Below are 15985 nucleotides of genomic sequence, written 5' to 3' on the forward strand. Positions count from 1 at the left end.
TCATCGTCGGATTTCCGTCCGCTCAGATCCTCGACATCACCGGGCCGCTCGAGGTCTTCTCGAGCGCCTCGCGCTTCCTGCCGATACCGCGATACGCGACCGAGGTCGTCAGCACCGACGGCGGTCCAGTGCTCTCGACCAGCGGACTCGAGTTCGCCTCCACGCCGATCGATGAGGTTGTCGGTCACGTCGACACGCTCGTGGTCTCCGGCGGCCGGGACATGGAATTGGCAGCCATGGACACGAAGCTCGTCGACAATATCCGTCGGCTGGCGGGCCAGTCACGACGTGTCACGTCGGTCTGCTCTGGGGCCTTCCTGCTGGCGGCCGCGGGACTCCTGGACGGCAGGCGGGCGACCACCCACTGGGCCGAGTGCGCCCTCTTGGAGCAGAGCTACCCGAATGTGACGGTCGAGCCCGACGCCATCTACGTCAACGACGGAAACGTCTGGACATCCGCCGGCGTCACAGCCGGAATCGACCTCGCCCTGGCGCTCGTCGCCGACGATCACGGCAGGACCGCGGCAGCGACAGTCGCGCGGCGCCTCGTGGTGTACCTGCGCCGCTCAGGGGGCCAGAACCAGTTCTCCGCGCTCCTGGCCGCGCAGTCGGCCAACCACGAACCGATCCGTGATCTTCTCGAGTGGCTGCCGGAGCACCTGACAGACGACCTTTCCATTCCTGTCATGGCGGCGCACACCCACCTGTCCGAGCGTCAATTCAGCCGTCTGTTCAAGACCGAAGTGGGTACAACCCCCGCCGAATATGTGGAGGCGGTGCGGATGGAGAATGCCTGCCGCCTGCTGGAGACGACGTCGAGTTCGATGGAGCAGATCTCTCGCGGCAGTGGGTTCGGCACCCCCGAAACAATGGACCGGGCCTTCCGACGTCGCCTCAACACCACTCCGACCGACCACCGCTACCATTTCGGCCCTGGCTAAACGGTTCCCTGCTGCACGAAGCGGATGGGGTTGCCGAACGGGTCTCGGATGCCCATGTCAGTACCGTAGAAGTGCTCCGTGGGTTCCTGCGTGAAATCGGTGACGCCGCGCTCGCGGAGCGTGTCGTACAACGCGCGCGCATCGTCGGTGATGAAGACCAGGCCGTTCAGGGCACCCTTGGTGATCAGCTCGCGGATTCGCTCTGCAGTCGCTTCATCGTGCAGCGGCGGACCGGGCTGTTCCAGTGAGATCTCGGTGGCTCCGCCAGGGACCCGGACGGTGAGCCAGCGATACTCGCCCTGCCGCACATCATTGCCCTTTTCAAGACCGAGCTTGTTGACGTAGAAGTCGAGAGCTTCATCCTTGTCCAGGACGTAGATGGAAGCGACATTCAGTCTGGTTATCATCGTGTTCTCCGGTTCCGTTCTCGCGATATTCCCGATCATCATATGCAGCCGTCCGTCATGCTCACAGTGTCCCAGCGTCACCGCCAGGCGGAATGGGTAAAATCGGAGTGTGAGCCCATCGCTTCCCCTGCTGTTGCCGCTCTTGGTCGGGCTGGTTCTCGTTGCGGTGGTCGTGTGGGTGTTGCAGGATGCGCGTTCACGTGAAAGGGAACACCGACCGGTCTCGGTGACGGTCGCCGGAGTCATGATTGAGCAGCCACAGGTCTGGGCCGCGTTATGCGTGCTGCTCTTCGCCGTGGTTTTCCCGCTCTACCTCGCTGCTCGCCGTGCTACCGGCTGAGTAATGAGACACGACGTACTGCATCGCGACGGCGAGCCTGCTTTCCGCGTACGCACGCCTCAACGGGACACGCATTCGCCGCCGCCGTCAACTGGTGGATAGTGGCTACTCGCCGTGCTGGTCGCGCATTGCCTGCCGTAGTCGGTCTGCGCCCGCATTGTCATACCGGCGCCGCGGGGAATAACCCGTGGCGTCGCCGCGCGGGTGGGGCCAGCCCTACCGTCGCAGCCACTCGCGCGACGCGGTGACCAGCGCCGCGACCCCGCGATCGAGCGTCGGCTGGATCTCCGGCGCGAAACGTGGCGAATGGTTTGACGGAATGTCGCGGTCGACGGTCCCCGCGTTCGCGGCCCTGAGGTACGTTTCCGGGTGGGCGCCGCCGAGTATCCAGTAGACCAGGGGAGCGTCAACGGCCGTCGCGAGAAGGCCGACGTCTTCGCTGCCGGAGACGGGTCCCGGGTCGATAACCGCCTCCGCGCCGAACGCCGAGCGGAATGCGCCCATCGTGCGCTCGGTGGCGACCCGATCGTTGACGGTCACTGGGAAGGACTCGGCGAATTCGATCATCGGCTCTGGCGCTCCCGACGCCGCGGACTCGGCGCGGGTGATCCGCTCGATCGCCGCGAGCATGCGCAACCGCACCTCGTCGCTGTAGGCGCGCATGCTGAGTCCGATCTCCGCATTCTCCGGGATGATGTTGTTTTTCGTGCCGGCAGCGAGTCGCCCGACGGTGACAACGGAGGTCTCCTGAGGTGCGATCTCGCGGGCGACGATCGTCTGCAACCGCCCCACGATGGCCGCCGCGATTACGATCGGATCGATCGTGGTCTCGGGGCGCGATCCGTGGCCACCGCGTCCATGCACCGTGATGTCGATGCTGTCGGCCGACGCGAAGGCCGCGCCGGAGTGGGCGCCGATCAGTCCGGCAGGGGCGGGCCCGACGTGCTGGCCGAGCACCACATCCGGCACCGGCACCTTCTCGAACAACCCGTCGTCAAGCATTGCCTGCGCTCCCCGGCCGACCTCCTCGGCCGGCTGGAACACGGCGACGACCGTGCCGCTCCAGTCTGCTCGAGTGGCGGCCAACTCCCGCGCCGCGCCGACCAGGCACGCGACGTGTACGTCGTGCCCGCACGCGTGCATGACACCGGGTGCGCTGCTCGCATACTCGAGGCCGGTGTCCTCCGTCACGGGCAGCGCGTCCATGTCAGCTCGCAGCAGCACCGTCGGCCCGTCGCCGTTGCGCAGCACCCCCGCAACCCCGGTGACCCCAATGCCCTCGATGACGTCAAAGCCCGCCGTGCGGAGTCCGACGGCGGCGATCCCGGCCGTGCGGGTCTCCTCGAAGGAGAGCTCCGGATTGGTGTGCAGGTCGCGATACAGGTCGTCGACGGTCATGGTCCCATCCTCCCGCGTTCACACCCCAACGCGATAGATCATCGGAAGACAGATCCATCACCCGGAGCGAGCCAAGATCTGGTCGGCCGCCTGGACGGCAGCAGCGCTCGTCGCTCTGAAAGCCCGAATGGCATTGGTATTCGCTCGCGAGTAGGTTGGCGACATGGTGAGCGGTTTCGTCACGTTGTCGCCGCTTCAGGCGCTTGGCATCCCCGTTGCGCTCCTGGGCTCTGTGTTCCTGGCGTTCGGCGCAGAGTTCCAGCATCGCGGCGTGAACAAAGTCGACGCCGCCAGCCGCAATAGCGCGAAAACCGGACTCGGTTTCGGGCAGTTGCTGGCCCTGGTCCGCCGTCCATCCTGGTTGGTCGGCACCCTGATGCTGGGTGTTGCAATTGTTCTGCAGCTCATCAGTTTGTTTCTTGCTCCATTGACTGTGGTGCAGCCGCTGGGCGCGCTGGCCCTCGTCATCACCGCCTTCCTCAACGCCCGGTCGACCGGCACGCGGCTCGAGAAGACGGCGATCCGCGCGATCCTGATGTGCGTCGGCGGGATTGGCGTGTTCGTCGGGGTGGCCGCCGTCACGACAACCTCAGTGCCGATCGGAACACAGCAATTGGTCATCGTTTTGATCATCCTGGGATGTGTGCTGGCACTGCTTGCGGTCGGTTTCTTCTCCCTTCGTAAGCGGTCGCCGACGGTCTTTTACATCATCGCCGGCGGTGTGATCTTCGGGTTCGTCGCGTCCCTCGCGAAGGTCGTCATCGACCGCGTGCAAACCATCATTCTTCACGGGTTCAAACTCGTGCCGGGGGACGGGCTCACGATCGTGGCAGTCGTCGCGATCATCGTCGCGGCGCTCTCCGGCTCGTACCTCGTGCAGACCGCGTACTCAAGCGGCCCGCCGGACCTCGTCGTCGCGGGCTTGACCGTCATCGACCCTATGGTCGGAGTCACCATCGGAATAGTCGTGCTCGGCGAAGCCACTGCCGCCCCCTGGTGGGCCGGCGTCGTGTTCGTTCTCGCGGGCGCGCTCGCTGTATTCGGGGTGTTCCAACTCTCCCGTCGAAAGCAGCCACAGCTGGCAGACCGGCGGAAATAGAGACGCCGGCGGGTGCCTTGGTGACGACTGCCGTCGCCTGCTGCCTTTGGTGCCGCTGACCATTCTTCATCCCGCGTAGTCATGGTTTCATGATCGGCATGGACTCGTTGCCCTTGTGGCTACTCATCGTCTTCTTCGGCGTCGGTGCTGCGGTGATCTGGTTCGCGGGCATCCAACTGTCGAAGACGACGGATACTCTGGACGACCGGCTGCACCTGGGGAGCGCGCTCGGGGGCCTCATCGTCTTGGCTGTGGCGACGAACCTGCCGGAGATCGCGATCACGATCAGCGCGGCTGCATCGGGTTCGATCGAGATCGCGGTGGGGAACATCCTCGGCGGTATCGCACTTCAGACCGTCGTCATCGTTATCCTCGACAGGTTCGGGAAACGTGGGAGGGGTGTCAAACCCATTACCTACCGGGCGGCGTCACTGACCTTGGTGCTCGAGGCGGTGGTGGTGGTCGCCGTCCTCGCTGTCGTCCTGGCTGGCAGCCAGCTTCCGTCGGGACTGTTATTTGCCCGCCTCACCCCGGATGTGGTCCTGATCGCTGTGATCTGGGTCGTGGGGCTCTTCCTGGTCCACCGGGCGGGAAGAGGGCTGCCCTGGCATGAGGACGGTAAAGCACCGGACACAATGACTGCGGGCGCCTCCGGGCACCGGACCCGCAAGCACGACGATGGAAAGAAGATGAGCACCGCGAAGGCGTCGATCATTTTCGCGGTATCTGCGCTGGCGACCCTTGCGGCCGGTGTCGTCCTCGAGCAGGCCGGCGATGCCGCTGCGAAACAGATCGGGCTCTCGGGCGTACTGTTCGGTGCGACACTCCTCGCCCTGGCAACGAGTCTGCCGGAGATATCTACGGGCCTCCAAGCCGTCAAGCAGGGTGACGACAACCTGGCGATCAGCGACATTTTCGGCGGGAACGCGTTCCTGCCCGTACTGTTCCTCCTCGCCACGGTTATCAGCGGCAAGGCTGTGCTGCCGCAGGCGAACGCGAGCGACATCCTCCTGACCGCCCTCGCGGCGTTGCTCACCATCGTGTATGCGGCGGGGCTGGTGTTCCGGCCTCCAAAGTCCATCGCTGGGATCGGGGTCGACTCCCTGGTCGTCGCGGTGCTGTACCTGCTCGGGGTGGGAGGCCTCGTCGCAATCACGCTGAACTAACTGGGGGTTTGACGCTGACAGTGATCATCCGTCATGTCGCCGGGCGGCGCCGGTGCGTCACCGGAATTGCTTCGGGAATTGCTGGATCAGGCCGGCGCTGAGCATGTCGCTCATCTCCTGCATGTGCTGCTCGGCGATGCCGTAATCGGCGATGGCCGTGCTGTAGTCGCCGGCCAGCGCATCGCTTGCGTACGCGATGGTCTGGGTGATGTGCGTACGCATCATGCTCTCCATGTCGGCCTTCTTCCAGTGCGGGTTCGCCGACGCCAGGAAATCACCTATCGTGCTGGCGTTCGCGTACCAGGCAGAGACCGCGGTGTCCAGGGCAGCGCTGTCGCCTGCCTTGGCGGCTGTCAGCACCGGGACTGAGTCGTTGATGTGCTCCTTCAGGAGGGCGGTGAGCTGTTGCGCGGCCTGGGTGCCGTAGAACGGCTTGAACGCGTTGCCGATGTCGACCTGGTTCTGCAGGATGCGATCGAGGGTGGGGGTCAGCGCCGGTGATTCCTGGGCGAATGCGATGACCGTTGCATACGTCCACTCCATGTGTTGCGCCCACAGGTTGGCCATTGTGGTGTACAGCGCGATCTGCTTCAAGGTGACCTTCGCGCCGTGCTGTGACATGTCCATGGTGCTGACTTCGGCAGACCCCGTTCCCGTGGCCACTGCCTCACCGACGGTCGTGCTGCATCCGACGAGGCCGGCAGCGCCCAACAGGCCGATGACGGAGAGCGCCACAGCCGTTGTGGCCGCCTGCGGATGGGCGTTCATTCGGTTCATGATCGTGTACCTTTCTTGGGTGAAGTCTGGATTTCCTGTCTCGAGGAATGAGTGACTCGGCGGCAGCGAGTCTTACCGGACCCGACGAGATTCGAGGTTCCGGGTAAGAATCGCCTCGGCGCTGACACAAACTCTTCATGGCGAACGGTGCAGGGGCCCTGCTCGAAGAGGAGGATCCAATCGACGACCGCGACATCGAGGTCGCCTCCCCATTCGAGGAGCCGCTCACGGTCTCGAGCCCATCAGAGGACTACGACTGGCTCGGCGGGCTGACGGCCAGGGGGGGCGGCACGTGACGATGCGATCCGGCAGCTTCACCTGCTCATGGTGCGCGCTGCCCGGTTCCAGTTCAGCCGGATGGGCGAGGCGTCGCGCCTGGGGCAGGCGCGCGCCGACGAGATCGTGCAGTCCAGCGCTGACGAGGCTGTGGTCGCGGTCCTCGCCCGACTCTCGAGCTTCGAGGGACGAAGCAGGTTCACAACCTGGGCGTTCAAATTCGCGATCCTGATTACCGCGACGGCCGTGCGCCGCGAGGTGTGGTTACAAACCACCGTCGACCTGTCGTCGATTCCGGAACCGGTCTCACGGCTGGGGGACCCTCCCTCCCACGTTGAGGCTGCGGCCCTGTCGGAGGCCCTGCGACGCTGCATCGCCGAGTGCCTGACTGCTCACCAGCAGCGTGTACTCATCGCGGTCGCTGTCGAGGGCGTCCCGATCGATGTGGTCGCCGACCGGCTGCACACCACTCCCAATACCGTGTACAAGGCGCTGCATGACGCCCGCAGGCGATTGCGAGAGGCCCTGATCGTACAGGGCTACATCCAGACTGACAAGGAGGTGGACCGATGAACTCCCGCGACGCGTGGACCGGCGCGGTCCTCGCCCAGGCGTTCGGCCCGTTCGAGCCGTGGCTCTCCTGCGACGAGTGCTTCGCCCGGTCGGATTCGGTCGTGGATGACCTCCTCGACCACAACGTGCCCCTGCCCGCGGGTTTCCGAGCTCACCTGGCCGGGTGCGCGGCCTGCCGCGACGAGATGGCATCGCTGACCGAGTTGGCAGCGGTCGACCGCGGCATGGACCCCACCGATGCGAGGGAGCGGCTGAGCGCCCACATCCATCGCACCTAGGACGCGATTGCCGCCGGCCGCCCTTCCGCCCGGTCGGTTCAGTCCAGCTCTTCTGGAAGCAGGGGCACGTCGTCGGCCATGATCATGAGGCCGCCGCCCTTGTTGGCTGCGTCGGCGAGTTTCTCCGCCCACGCCATGTTCATCTTCGGGAGACGGCCTCCCGAATACTCCATGTGGATCGGCACCCCGTTGTCGATCCAGACCGCGCGCCGGCCCTCACCCGCCGAAGCCGGTGCTTTCCAGGCCATGAAGAAGTTCTCACCGCGCCGCAGCTTGATTCCGATGATCAGCTGGAGATGGGCGAGCAGGCGGTCATCCATGTCGAATGACTGGTTTCCGTAATGAAGTTTCCCCATCTCATTCCTCCTGTAAAAGCCATGCCGCGGGCGCACCATCCCGTGGGGCCGCGGGTCGCCGCTACAGAGCGCCAAACGTCGACCAACAATTGCGCCGACGACATTGCCTCCGGCTCGGCCCTGCCGGTGCATGACGGGAGATGGATTGACCATCAGCGCCACGGGGGCGGAGACTGTGTTCACAGAGAGAGGGAAGCCGATGAACGACAAGCGAAACGGCTCGTTCGAGTACCCTGACGAAGCCGGGTATCCCGACGGAACCGGAACGTTGGACGAAGGCACGGCCGGGGCCGGCGAAGAAGAAGACGCGGGTCAAGCGCGACCCGAGGAGGCCGACGGGGCCGCTGGTGGCGGCGAGGGCGATTCCCAGGGTTGGTGACTCACAGCATCCGTTCAGGTTCGACGGAACAGTTTGCACCCGTGCCCGGTTCTACATCGCGAAGCACGAAACTTTGGAGGATCACAGTGTCAATTGAAAAGGCAATTCTTGCGGGCGGTTGTTTCTGGGGTGCGCAGCAGCTGCTTCGCCGGCGTCCCGGTGTGATCGAGACCAGGGTGGGCTACTCCGGTGGCGAAACGCCCAATGCGACCTACCGGCACCACGGCAACCACGCCGAAGCCGTCGAGATCACGTTCGACCCCGAGCAGATCTCCTACCGCGACCTGCTCGAGTTCTTCTTCCAAATCCACGACCCGTCCACCAGGGACCGTCAGGGCAATGACGTCGGAGCCAGCTACCGGTCGGCAATCTTCTATCTGAGCGACGAACAGAAGCGGGTGGCCGAGGACACGATCGCCGACGTTGACGCGTCGGGGCTGTGGCCGGGGAAGGTCGTCACAGAGGTCACCCCCGCCGGCCCGTTCTGGGAGGCTGAGGAGGAACACCAGGACTACCTGGAGAAGTACCCCAACGGCTACACCTGCCACTACGTGCGGCCGGGCTGGAAGCTGCCGAGCCGGCACCAGGAAGTCGCAAGCTGAGCCAGCCGTTTCAACGACGTAGGGTGGGCGGGAACCCTTCCGGCCCACCCTTCGTGGTTCTAGGCTGACCCCATGGAGTTTCATTCGGCATCGTTCGGCGACAACCAGGAGATTCCGCAGAAGTACGGGAAGAAGTCCCAGAACGTGTCGCCCCAACTGTCGTGGACGGATGCCCCGGCCGGCACCCGGTCATTTGCCGTCAGCGTCACAGACAACCATCCGGTGGCGCGGGGTTACCTGCACTGGCTGTTGGCAGGGATCGACGGCAACAGCTCTGAGCTTGCGGAGGGCGCGTCGGCGAGCGGATTGCCGGCGCCAGCGCGGGAGTTGGAGCCTTACGCCGGGCCTTTCCCGCCGGCCGGAACCCACGAGTACGAGTTCGCTCTGTACGCGCTCGATCTCGACGCCTCCGACGCCCTCGACCTGCCGGCCGGCACCTCACTCGAACACTTCCTCCGGGGGGCGGCGGGGCACGTCCTGGACACGGCGGTCCTCCGCGGCACGTTCACCAAGGCGCGGTGAGGGCCGGTGTCGTCGTGCATTGCCCTGCACTGAACGATTCCGGCAGCCATCTCGTGTTCATGAGGGGCGTTTAGTCCGACCCACACCGGAGAAGGAGAGACCTCATGAACAGGAAAATCACCATCGCGCTGGCCACCGCCGCGCTCGGCGTGCTGGCCTTGGCCGGCTGCTCGCAGAGCGGCGGGTCCGGCTTGCCGGGATATGGCGGCGGATCGTCCAGCACCCCGGCGCCGAGCACCTCGGAGCCGAGCCCGTCGGCATCCGGTTCGCCATCCGCGTCGGGCGAGACCGAGCTGCAGACCGAAGACAGCGCACTGGGCACGATTATCGTCGACGGCGCCGGGATGACGGTGTACGTGTTCGACAAGGACACGGCCGGCAACGGCAAGAGTGTGTGCGAGGGTGACTGCCTCGTCGCGTGGCCGGCCGTCGTCGCCGGAACGGAGCAGACCAAGGTTGACGGGATCACCGGCAGTGTGGGAACCATCACCCGCACCGACGGAACCAAGCAGGTGACCCTGAACGGCTGGCCGCTCTACTACTACAAGGGTGATGCGGCCAAAGGCGACGTCACCGGCCAGGGTGTCGGAAGCGTCTGGTGGGTAGTCGGCGCTGACGGGAACAAGATCACCGGTTAGGCCGCAGCTACCGGCCGTCGAGCAGGGCGCGGAATTCGTCGGGAAGAACCGCGTTGGCCGGGCGGCCGGCGAACAGGGGCGCCACCTCCGCCGGGGTGTAGCCGGCGATCCCGCAGCCCACCTTGGTCACCAGGAACGTGAGGTCCCGGTGCTCGCGGGCGAACTCGAGGAAATTCCGCACCTCGTCCCGCATCACCTCAATGCCGCTCATGGTGTCGATCGCATAGGTCTGGCCGTGCAGGCCATGCCCTTCGCCCCACACCGCGCCGAATTTCTCGTACGCGGTGCGGGCCGCACCGGCGCCATGCACACCACTCGCATTCGAACCGAACACGAAAATCTCGCCGGGCCTCAAATCGCTGATCGTGGGCACGTCAACGACTACTCGTCCGGTGCCCCGCCCGAGGCGGTGTCTTCCTCGGTCTCGGGGTTGTGATGCTCCTGACCGGACGATGCCTGGCCAGTGTTCGGATCCTCAGGCGCCTGTGCGGCCCGGTCCGGCTTCCCGTCTGCATGCTCACTCATCGTGTACTCCCTCGCCTCTGGCGTGTACTGGTTCGATCACGGCTTCATTTCGACGCTAGCCCGATTCGGGTGAGCGGCAAGGGGAGACGCGCGAGTGCCCCGCCGGCGCGCAGGTATTGAATAGTCCTCATGTCTAGTTGTGAAGCGGATTCTGTCGGGACTACTCTGCTCCTGCAAAGGAGCAACTCATGCGCCCAGGAAAATCGTTCGCAGCGGGCATGGCCGGTGCCCTGCTCGTGCTGTCGGGATTTGTGGCATCAGGCCAGGCCGTGCCAGGCCGGACGGGGCTGACCGGCCCCGCGGCATCCGTTGTCAAGCTCGCGGCAACGCCGGATTCGGTGCACTTCACCGCATCCGGCGACTTCGCCGCGACCAGCAGCACCACCGCGGTCCTGAGCCAGATCGCCGGTTCCGGCTCAGACCTCCACCTCGCCGTCGGAGACTTCTCCTACGGCGCGCCCGGTGGCGAACAGGCCTGGTGCGACTTCGTCACGCAGAAGGTGGGAGTCGGCTTCCCCTTCGAACTGGTGTCGGGGAATCACGAGAGCAACGGGACCAACGGCGCGATCAACGACTTTTCCGCCTGCATGCCCAACCAGCTGCCCGGTGTTGCTGGAACCTATGGCCGCCAGTATTACGTCGACGTGCCCCAGCAGCAGCCTCTGGTTCGGTTCATCATGATCTCGCCCGGCCTCACCTTCCCGGACGGGGTGTGGTCGTACGCGGCGGGAACGCCGCGGTACCAGTGGACGTCAGCAGCCATCGACGATGCTCGGGCGGCCGGGGTTCCCTGGGTCGTCGTCGGCATGCACAAGCCGTGCCTGTCAGTGGGCATCTACAGTTGTGATTCGGGCGCAGACCTCGCGAACCTGCTGGTGAACAAGCGCGTCGACCTCGTCGTCAGCGGCCACGAGCACCTCTACGCACGGTCCAAGCAGCTGGCGCTCGGGGGATCGTGTGCCGCGCTGGTTCCCGGCAGCTACAACGCGGGCTGTGTACGCGACGGCGACAGCGACCTGGGCAAAGGCGCGGGGACGGTGTTCGCGATCGCGGGGACCGGGGGCCAGGTGCTCAGGGACGTCAACACTTCAGATCCGGAGGCGCCGTACTTCGCCTCGTACTCCGGCTCGAACCTGAACCCGGCGAACGGCAACCTGGACGTGCGAGCCACGCCGACCGCGTTGAACGCCCGGTTCACTCCGGTCGCCGGCGGAAGCTTCACCGACGCGTTCACCATCACGACCGGAGCTGCGTCCAACCAGCCGCCGTCCGCCGAGTTCACGCCGACCTGCACAGGACTGTCATGCACCTTCGACGCCTCGGCGTCAGCGGATGCCGACGGCTCCATCACGGGCTATGCCTGGACCTTCGGTGACGGGGCCAGCGGGACGGGCATGACCGCGACCCACCCCTACGCCGGGGCCGGCACCTACCCGGTTGTGCTCACGGTGACTGACAACGCCGGCGCAACCGGCACCGCGACGCATTCCGCCGTCGCCACTGATCCCACCACCCCGACGACGCTGGCGACCGACACGTTCACGCGCACCGTCACCAACGGGTTGGGCGCCGCAGAGGTCGGAGGTGCGTGGACGACCACTGGATCGGCGTCGCAATACTCGGTCAACGGGGCCGCGCGCATCCGCTTCGCGACGGCCGGCGTCACCAACAACGCCTACCTCACCGGTGTGTCGTCAACGGCCACCGATCTCACGCTGGCCTTCGCCGTCGACAAGATGCCCACCGGCAGCGGGACCTATGTGACCGTGTCCAGTCGGAGGATCGTCGGCGTCGGAGGTTACCAGGCGAAGGTCGTGCTGCGTTCGAGCGGAACCGCGACCCTGGCACTGACCCAGACCGTCGGGTCAGAGGTGGTCATCTCCCCGGCGATCGTCGTGCCGGGTGTCAGCGTGGCAGCCGGCAACCAGCTGCGCCTGCGACTGCAAACGGTCGGCGTCAACCCGACCCTGGTGCAGGCGAAGGTGTGGACGGCTGGCACCGCAGAACCCTCCGGCTGGCAGCGCACCGTCTCCGACTCCACGGCGGGCATGCAGGCGGCCGGGAGCATCGGGGCGAGCGTCTACGTGTCGAGCACGTCGACAAACCTGCCGGTGGTGGCCAGCATCGACGATCTCGCAGCCGTCGCTCGTTGAGGGCGGCCCGTGTTCACAGATCGAACGGATGCCGGCCGCCGGCTGGCTGCCCGGCTCGGGGATATGGGCCTGGAATCGCCGATCATCTACGCCCTGCCCCGCGGCGGCGTGCCGGTCGCCGTTGAAGTGGCGCGGGAGCTGCGTGCGCCACTCGATCTGTTGATCGTGCGGAAGATCGGTGCGCCGGGATACCCGGAGGTGGCGATGGGAGCCGTCGTCGACGGCGACGACCCGCAGCTGATCCTGAACGACGACGTCTTTGCCGCGTCCGGGAGCGACGCCGAGGGCCTCGAGCGGGCGCGCCAGGCGGAACTCACGGAGATCGAGCGCCGCCGAAGCCGCTATCTCGGCGACCGGCGTCCGCTGGACCCGGCCGGCCGTACGGTCGTCGTGATCGACGACGGTGTCGCCACCGGCGCAACGGCGAAGGCCGCCCTCGCCAGCCTGGAGCGGATGCGGGCCGGGCACACCGTGCTTGCGGTGCCCGTCGCTCCCGCCGAGACGCTCAGCGAGATGCGCACGGTGGCCGACGACGTCGTGGTCCTCGAAACGCCGCTCGACTTCTGGGCCATCGGCCAGTTCTACCGCGACTTCCACCAACTCACCGACGCAGAGACCGTGCGCCTGCTGGAGAGGGCCTGGGCTGCGGACTAGCATCGGCGCGGCAGGCCCTGTCAGCGGCGCACGAGAGAATGGACGCGTGCATATCCTGGTGAGCCGAACGGGCGGCGGGGCGGTTCTGGTGACCCCGCTCCAGGACGCCGCCAACGCCGGCCGACGGGTGACAGCGGCCCCGGAGCCAGGACCTGCGCGCACCCTCTCGCATCCGCAGTTCCACGCGTTTGTGGCCGAGGCCGAACAGGGGGCGCCTCGATGGGTCTGGGATGACACCTCCCGCTGGTATCCAGCGTTGCTTGCCTCCGGCATCCGGGTGAAACGCTGCCACGACCTGCGCCTGTGCCACAATATTCTGCGGAACTCGTCGCTCACCACCTCAAGCGAGCTCGCCCAGGCGGCGCCGAACCACTGGGATGCCGCGGCGGCGATCGATGCGAGCGCAGCCGACGCGGGTGCGACGCTGTTCGACCTGGGGTTCGAGCTCGGCGCCGAACCGGGCGGCAGCCCCGTCGGGGACTCCGTCGGGGACGACGATCCGAGCGAATCGGCGACGTCCGTGGACAGCGACGCCGGCATCGGCGCCGAATTCCGTCGCCAGCAGGACGCGGTGGCGGCATCCGCTGAACCCGGGCGACTGCGGCTGTTGCTCGCGGCGGAGTCTGCCGGGGCGCTCATCGCGGCCGAGATGCAGTACGCCGGACTGCCCTGGCGCACCGAGATCCACGACCGGCTGCTGACCCGGGAGCTCGGGCCGAGGGTGGCGTACGGCACCCGGCCGCGACGGCTCGAGGAGCTGGCTGGGCAGATCCGCGCTGCCCTTGCCGACCCGAACCTGAACCCGGACTCGCTGCAGGACCTGCTCAGGTCGCTGCAGCGCGCCGGGCTGGGCGCGGCGTCGACCCGCGCCGGGGAACTGAAGAAGCTCGAGCATCCGGTGATCGCGCCGCTGCTTGAGTACAAGAAGCTGTACCGGCTGCTCAGCGCCAACGGGTGGTACTGGATGGACACCTGGATCGTCGACGGCCGGTTCCACCCCGACTACGTGCCGGGCGGCGTCGTCACCGGTCGCTGGGCGACGCGCGGCGGGGGAGCGTTGCAGCTGCCCAAGCAGGTGCGCGGCGCCGTCGTGGCCGATGACGGGTGGAAGCTTGTGGTGGCCGACGCGTCCCAGCTGGAGCCCCGGATCCTCGCGGCGTTGTCCGCGGACACGGCCATGGCGGCCGCAGGGCGCGGCAGCGACCTGTATGCCGGGATCGTGGCCAGCGGGGTCGTCGAGACGCGCGACCACGCCAAGGTCGCCATGCTCGGCGCGATGTACGGGGCCACGACGGGGGAGAGCGGCAGGCTGTTGCCGCGGTTGGCCAGGGCTTACCCGCGCGCACTCGGGCTCACCGAGACCGCCGCGCGCGCCGGCGAGCGCGGCGAGAGCGTCACCACCCGGCTCGGCCGGTCGTCGCCGCGCCCCGGTGCGGCATGGCAGGCGACCCAGGCGCAGGCCTACGACCCCTCAGCCACGGCCGCCGACGAACGGCGCGCCCGCAGCCAGGCCCGCGACTGGGGCCGGTTCACCCGCAACTTCGTTGTGCAGGGCAGCGCCGCCGAGTGGGCACTGTGCTGGATGGCGGAGATCCGCAAAGCGCTCTGGGCCTTACCTGCAGCGGATGCGCCGGGCGCCGCCGGTGCAGCCGGCTCGGCCGGCTCGGCTGGCTCGGCCGGCTCCAACGATCCAGACCGGTGCAGCCCGTTCGCCGCCGCTGCCCACCTCGTCTTCTTCCTCCACGATGAAGTGATCGTCCACGCCCCCGCCGCGCAGGCGGACCAGGTTGCCCGCATCATCACCGACTCCGCCGCCGCCGCCGGTCGCCTGCTGTTCGGCGACTTCCCGGTGGACTTCCTGCTCACCGTGGCTGTCGTCGACAGCTACGCCGACGCCACGTAGGCGCGTCGCCCCGGCGGCATCCGCTCACGCTGCGGTTCTCCGCTCACGCTGCGGAAACCTGCACGCGCGGAGGGCAGGCCCGCAGCGCGAGGTCGAATCCGCAGCGCGAGGTCGAATCCGCAGGCGCGAAGGGGTGGTGCGGCGCCGTCGTGCCGCGGCCCCGGCGTGCTCGGGGCGCGGCCCCGGCGTGGCGCAGCCGTGGTGTGGACAGCCGCGAACGGCTAAGCGGCGGCGGCGGCCGGACGGCGCCCGCGGCGGGGCCGCTCGGCGCTGAAGTCACGCGCAAAGGAGTCGGGGTCGGCGGCGAGAGCGGCCTCCGCCTCGACGAGCCAGGCCAGGGCGGCTGAAGCGAGCGAATGATCGGCCAGTGCCGCAAGACGCTCCTGCCCGGAGCGGGGCTCGTCGCCCACGGCGGCCCGCCAGCGCTCACGGTAGGCCGCGACAACGGCCAGGGCGTCCACGGCAGGAAGCGACGACGCGATCAGCACCCGGTTGACCAGGTCGCTCCATTCCTCGCCCGGTGCGCTCTCGGTGGAATGCAACCAGGCTTGGGCCTCGTCGCGTCCGTCGCCGGTGAGGCGGTACAGGGGGAGGGCGTCCTCGGTGGTCCCGGCCGACTCGACCGCGCCCTGGCGCACCAGCCGGTCCAGGGTGCCGTAGATCTGGCCGACGTTCACGTTCCGCCGGCTGGCCGTGCGGGACTGGAGTTCACCGTGCAGCTGGAATCCGTAGGCGGGTCCCATGGTGAGAATGGCCAGCAGGCTGCTGCGAACCGACACCGTACCTCCAACACTCAAGCGGTAAATCTATACCGCATATACACAATATGCGGCGCTGCGGTCCGACCCGCCGAATGACACGGTTGTGATTTCCCATCCCGGTGGGGCATAATGGCGCTAACGACCGGGAGGTCCCACAATTTCATAGTCTCGCTGCTCGTCGCGGTTCGGTTCATCGCCGTTCAGTTCGTTCAGAGGTCGTTGGGGAAGACGCACCTC

The 15985-nt window shown here is 67.0% G+C and carries 21 protein-coding genes; 14 read left to right on the plus strand and 7 right to left on the minus strand.

Annotated elements, in window-relative coordinates:
- On the plus strand, positions 1-941 hold a 941-nt coding region (locus AB4Y94_RS12595), incomplete at its 5' end, for a GlxA family transcriptional regulator (RefSeq protein ID WP_441728177.1).
- Here AB4Y94_RS12595 and AB4Y94_RS12600 read toward each other — a convergent pair.
- Positions 938-1348: a VOC family protein gene (locus tag AB4Y94_RS12600; protein WP_441728178.1), complete on the minus strand. Its 411-nt coding sequence runs from the start codon at positions 1346-1348 to the stop codon at positions 938-940. The two genes, AB4Y94_RS12595 and AB4Y94_RS12600, sit on opposite strands and share 4 nt — an antisense overlap.
- A 109-nt stretch (positions 1349-1457) precedes the next feature.
- On the opposite strand from AB4Y94_RS12600, the gene AB4Y94_RS12605 reads away from it, so the two are divergent.
- Positions 1458-1688 carry a hypothetical protein gene (locus tag AB4Y94_RS12605; RefSeq protein WP_441728179.1) on the plus strand — a complete coding sequence of 77 codons (231 nt, stop codon included), beginning with the start codon at positions 1458-1460 and terminating at the stop codon, positions 1686-1688.
- Positions 1689-1904: 216 nt separating this feature from the next.
- On the opposite strand, the gene AB4Y94_RS12610 is transcribed toward AB4Y94_RS12605, so the two are convergent.
- A complete protein-coding gene (locus AB4Y94_RS12610; protein WP_441728180.1) occupies positions 1905-3086 on the minus strand; it encodes an amidohydrolase in 1182 nt (393 codons plus the stop codon).
- A 163-nt stretch (positions 3087-3249) separates the two neighbouring features.
- On the opposite strand from AB4Y94_RS12610, the gene AB4Y94_RS12615 reads away from it, so the two are divergent.
- Both AB4Y94_RS12615 and AB4Y94_RS12620 read left to right on the plus strand, forming a co-directional pair.
- Entirely contained in the window at positions 3250-4185 is a 936-nt protein-coding gene (locus AB4Y94_RS12615) for a multidrug DMT transporter permease (RefSeq protein ID WP_441728181.1), read from the plus strand.
- Positions 4186-4274: 89 nt separating this feature from the next.
- Positions 4275-5351 (plus strand): sodium:calcium antiporter, encoded by a 1077-nt coding sequence (locus tag AB4Y94_RS12620; protein WP_441728182.1) that lies wholly within the window; start codon positions 4275-4277, stop codon positions 5349-5351.
- Positions 5352-5408: 57 nt separating this feature from the next.
- Here the strand turns inward: AB4Y94_RS12620 and AB4Y94_RS12625 are convergent, their stop codons facing one another.
- Positions 5409-6128, minus strand: coding sequence for a hypothetical protein (locus AB4Y94_RS12625; RefSeq protein WP_441728183.1), 720 nt, complete (start codon positions 6126-6128; stop codon positions 5409-5411).
- Between the two features lie 137 nt (positions 6129-6265).
- On the opposite strand from AB4Y94_RS12625, the gene AB4Y94_RS12630 reads away from it, so the two are divergent.
- From AB4Y94_RS12630 to AB4Y94_RS12640, 3 genes are read left to right on the plus strand one after another with little or no spacing between them, the layout of a single operon-like run.
- A complete protein-coding gene (locus tag AB4Y94_RS12630; RefSeq protein WP_441728184.1) occupies positions 6266-6424 on the plus strand; it encodes a hypothetical protein in 159 nt (52 codons plus the stop codon).
- Positions 6425-6452: 28 nt separating this feature from the next.
- Positions 6453-6977, plus strand: a complete 525-nt coding sequence (locus tag AB4Y94_RS12635; RefSeq protein WP_441728185.1) for an RNA polymerase sigma factor — start codon at positions 6453-6455, stop codon at positions 6975-6977.
- Positions 6974-7255 (plus strand): hypothetical protein, encoded by a 282-nt coding sequence (locus AB4Y94_RS12640; protein WP_441728186.1) that lies wholly within the window; start codon positions 6974-6976, stop codon positions 7253-7255. The genes AB4Y94_RS12635 and AB4Y94_RS12640 overlap by 4 nt, the downstream gene beginning before the upstream one ends.
- A 38-nt stretch (positions 7256-7293) precedes the next feature.
- On the opposite strand, the gene AB4Y94_RS12645 is transcribed toward AB4Y94_RS12640, so the two are convergent.
- The gene (locus AB4Y94_RS12645; RefSeq protein WP_441728187.1) at positions 7294-7611 is read right to left on the minus strand and encodes a DUF7882 family protein; all 318 of its coding nucleotides are present in this window, start codon (positions 7609-7611) and stop codon (positions 7294-7296) included.
- Positions 7612-7810: 199 nt separating this feature from the next.
- Here AB4Y94_RS12645 and AB4Y94_RS12650 point away from each other — a divergent pair, with 199 nt between their 5' ends.
- The 4 genes from AB4Y94_RS12650 to AB4Y94_RS12665 all read left to right on the plus strand — a co-directional run bounded on the left by AB4Y94_RS12650 (position 7811) and on the right by AB4Y94_RS12665 (position 9752).
- Positions 7811-7990 (plus strand): hypothetical protein, encoded by a 180-nt coding sequence (locus AB4Y94_RS12650; protein ID WP_441728188.1) that lies wholly within the window; start codon positions 7811-7813, stop codon positions 7988-7990.
- A gap of 80 nt (positions 7991-8070) precedes the next feature.
- On the plus strand, positions 8071-8592 hold the full coding sequence (gene msrA, locus AB4Y94_RS12655; protein WP_441728344.1) for a peptide-methionine (S)-S-oxide reductase MsrA: 522 nt from the start codon (positions 8071-8073) through the stop codon (positions 8590-8592).
- 72 nt (positions 8593-8664) lie between these two features.
- Entirely contained in the window at positions 8665-9114 is a 450-nt protein-coding gene (locus tag AB4Y94_RS12660; protein ID WP_441728189.1) for a YbhB/YbcL family Raf kinase inhibitor-like protein, read from the plus strand.
- Between the two features lie 104 nt (positions 9115-9218).
- Positions 9219-9752: a COG4315 family predicted lipoprotein gene (locus AB4Y94_RS12665; protein ID WP_441728190.1), complete on the plus strand. Its 534-nt coding sequence runs from the start codon at positions 9219-9221 to the stop codon at positions 9750-9752.
- 7 nt (positions 9753-9759) lie between these two features.
- On the opposite strand, the gene AB4Y94_RS12670 is transcribed toward AB4Y94_RS12665, so the two are convergent.
- Together AB4Y94_RS12670 and AB4Y94_RS12675 are read right to left on the minus strand one after the other, a co-directional pair.
- A complete protein-coding gene (locus AB4Y94_RS12670) occupies positions 9760-10125 on the minus strand; it encodes an A1S_2505 family phage non-structural protein (protein WP_441728191.1) in 366 nt (121 codons plus the stop codon).
- An 8-nt stretch (positions 10126-10133) separates the two neighbouring features.
- Positions 10134-10277, minus strand: a complete 144-nt coding sequence (locus AB4Y94_RS12675) for a hypothetical protein (RefSeq protein WP_441728192.1) — start codon at positions 10275-10277, stop codon at positions 10134-10136.
- Positions 10278-10465: 188 nt separating this feature from the next.
- Between AB4Y94_RS12675 and AB4Y94_RS12680 the strand changes: the two genes are divergently transcribed.
- Genes AB4Y94_RS12680 through AB4Y94_RS12690 form a run of 3 tightly spaced genes read left to right on the plus strand, consistent with a single transcriptional unit; the run spans position 10466 to position 14987 of the window.
- On the plus strand, positions 10466-12430 hold the full coding sequence (locus AB4Y94_RS12680) for a PKD domain-containing protein (RefSeq protein WP_441728193.1): 1965 nt from the start codon (positions 10466-10468) through the stop codon (positions 12428-12430).
- 9 nt (positions 12431-12439) lie between these two features.
- A complete protein-coding gene (locus AB4Y94_RS12685) occupies positions 12440-13084 on the plus strand; it encodes a phosphoribosyltransferase (RefSeq protein ID WP_441728194.1) in 645 nt (214 codons plus the stop codon).
- A gap of 46 nt (positions 13085-13130) precedes the next feature.
- A complete protein-coding gene (locus tag AB4Y94_RS12690) occupies positions 13131-14987 on the plus strand; it encodes a bifunctional 3'-5' exonuclease/DNA polymerase (protein ID WP_441728195.1) in 1857 nt (618 codons plus the stop codon).
- 221 nt (positions 14988-15208) lie between these two features.
- On the opposite strand, the gene AB4Y94_RS12695 is transcribed toward AB4Y94_RS12690, so the two are convergent.
- Complete coding sequence (locus tag AB4Y94_RS12695) at positions 15209-15784, minus strand: PadR family transcriptional regulator (RefSeq protein WP_441728196.1); 576 nt, start codon at positions 15782-15784, stop codon at positions 15209-15211.
- Positions 15785-15985: the final 201 nt, after the last annotated feature.

The sequence above is a fragment of the Glaciibacter sp. 2TAF33 genome (assembly GCF_052114945.1).
Taxonomy (GTDB): Bacteria; Actinomycetota; Actinomycetes; order Actinomycetales; family Microbacteriaceae; genus Cryobacterium.